General features: G+C 60.4%; 2 protein-coding genes. Both read right to left on the bottom strand.

The window, feature by feature from the left end; genetic code table 11:
- A partial coding sequence (locus EOL86_13935) for a branched-chain amino acid ABC transporter permease (protein NCD26673.1) occupies nt 1-939 on the bottom strand: 939 nt, incomplete at its 3' end.
- A 45-nt stretch (nt 940-984) separates the two neighbouring features.
- Nucleotides 985-2,157: a branched-chain amino acid ABC transporter substrate-binding protein gene (locus EOL86_13930; protein NCD26672.1), complete on the bottom strand. Its 1,173-nt coding sequence runs from the start codon at nt 2,155-2,157 to the stop codon at nt 985-987.
- Between the last annotated feature and the right edge of the window lie 116 nt (nt 2,158-2,273).

Raw genomic sequence — 2,273 nt, 5'->3', positions numbered from 1 at the left:
GATGATGTGGCGGCCCAAAAGGCCTTGAGGCCGGGCCAGAAGGATGACGAAGAGCATGATGAAGGCCACGGCCTCCTTCATGGACGAATAGTCGGCGGGCAAAAAGGCCTCGCCCAGGCCGATGACCACGCCGCCGAGCACGGCCCCGGGAATGCTGCCCAGACCGCCGAGGACGATGACGGCCAAGCCTTTGAGGCCATAGCTGACACCGAAATAGGGCCCGGCTAGGCCGAAGCTGGCGCCGATCAGGGTGCCGGACAGGCCGCCCAGGGCGCCGGAGATGAAAAAGGTGGACAGAATGTAACGGTCCACGTTGATGCCCAGGAGGCTGGCCGTTTCCGGATTTTCGGACGTCGCCTGCAGGGCCTTGCCCATGCGGGTCTTGTTCATGAACCAGGCCAGAAGCGCGAGCATGGCCAAACTCACGCCCAGGATGATGATCTGTACCGTGCGCACGGCGATAATCTTGCCGTTCAGCTTGAAGATCATGGCCATGGGCAGGGAACCGAAAATGTCCGACGGAAAGGAATAAATCTCCGCGCCGACCAGATACTGCAGCAGATTGACCAGAATGAGCGCCACGCCCAGGCTGCTGACCAGGGCCAGCAGGGCGTCGGCGCCCTTGGCCCGCAGGGGGCGGAAGGCCAGGCGTTCGGTCAGAACGCCGATGATTCCGGCCAGAAGCGATCCGCCAAGCAGGGCCAGGGGAAAGGGCAGGCGGAAGGGCAGGCTCATCCCGGCCAAAAGGCCGTTCAGACCGAAATCCCCCACGGCCAGGGCGTAGGTGCAGTACGCACCCAGGGTGAAAACCGCGCCATGGGCGAAGTTGATGATCCCCAGGATGGAGAACACCAGGGTGTAGCCCAGGGCGAAGATGGCATAGACCGAGCCGATGGACAGCCCGTTCAGAAGATTTTGCAGAAGCCAGGCGATGGTCATGATGGTGAATTGGCCGGAGCGGCGAACCGCTCCGGACCGGATGGATTATTCGGGGAGTAGTTCGTGCACGCCGGACTTGCCGTCGGCGTTGATCTTGATCTGGGACACGTAAAACGTTTTTTGCGAGACCTCGCCCTCGGCATTCAGGCTGATCTCGCCCAAGGGCGTGTCGTACGTGGTGGCAACGATGGCCTTGTTCAGTTCGAGGCGCAGATCGGCCAGGTCCATTTCAGTCACTTTTTTGCCCGTGGCTTTTTCGACCCTGGTCAGGGCGTCGACGATAACCTTCACGCCGGTATAGGATTGGGCCGAGAATTGGGCCGGGTCCTTCTTGAACATATCCTTGAACATGGCGGAAAAAGCCTGATTTTCGGCGTTGTCGGCCTTGGGGCTATACGCCTGGGCAACGATGACGCCGGAGCATTCCTTGCCGCAGACAGGGTACATGTTCGGGGAGTTGAAGCCGTTGCCGCCGACGATGAGGCCTTCGTAGCCGAGCTGACGGAGCTGTTTGACCATGTTGCCGCCGTCGGCGGCCAGGCAGCTCATGACCACCAAGTCGACGCCAGCGCCCAAAATGGCCGTGACCTGGGTGGTGAAGTCCGTGTCCTTGACGCTGGTTTTCTGGACCAGGGCGATGTTCAGGCCCAGTTCCTTGATGGCTTCCTGGAAGATGCCGGTTTCGGAAACATTGAAGGCGTCATCCTGGGCATAGACCACGGCCACGTTTTTGATGTTCGGATTGGTCTTCAGGGCGCGTTTCAGGGAATTGGGCGCGACCACGGTCATGGGCGCGGAGATGCGGGAAATGTATTCCCCTATCTGCGGAATGCCCTTGGCCGTGTTGGACGGGCCGACCACCGGGGTCTTGGCCTGATTGGCGATGGGGCCGGCGGCGAAAAACTGTTGAGACAGGGTCGGGCCGATAATGGCCACGACTTGGTCGCGGGAGATGAGGTTCTGGAACGCGTTAATGGCGCCGGCCTCGTCCCCGCCAGTATCCTGGAAGGCGAGCTTGATGGGCGTGCCGTTCACACCGCCTTTTTCGTTGAGCATTTTTTCGGCCACCTTGGCGCCGTTGACCTGCTCCTCGCCGAACAGGGCGACATTGGTGGTCTGGGCCACGGCAATGCCAATGGGGATGGGAGACCCGACATTGCCGGCCAGGGCCGGGTGGGACATGCCAAGCAGGGCTATCAAAAACAGAATGCGACGCATGGAAACCTCCGTGAAAATGAAACGCTTCGATCAAGAATAGGCGTTTATCTATAAAAGATTGGCCCACCTATCAAGGAAGCACGCGGGTGGCAACAGCGCTTGGCAGGGGGATTTGA

The sequence above is a fragment of the Deltaproteobacteria bacterium genome (assembly GCA_009930495.1).
In the GTDB taxonomy this organism is placed as follows: Bacteria; Desulfobacterota; Desulfovibrionia; order Desulfovibrionales; family Desulfomicrobiaceae; genus Desulfomicrobium.
Note: the sequence above shows the minus strand (reverse complement) of the source record. Positions and strands in the feature narration are given on the sequence as shown.

Bases quoted from the DNA above. Each gene is read 5' to 3' on its own strand.
- EOL86_13930 (NCD26672.1), bottom strand. From the start codon at position 2,157: ATGCGTCGCATTCTGTTTTTGATAGCCCTGCTTGGCATGTCCCACCCG.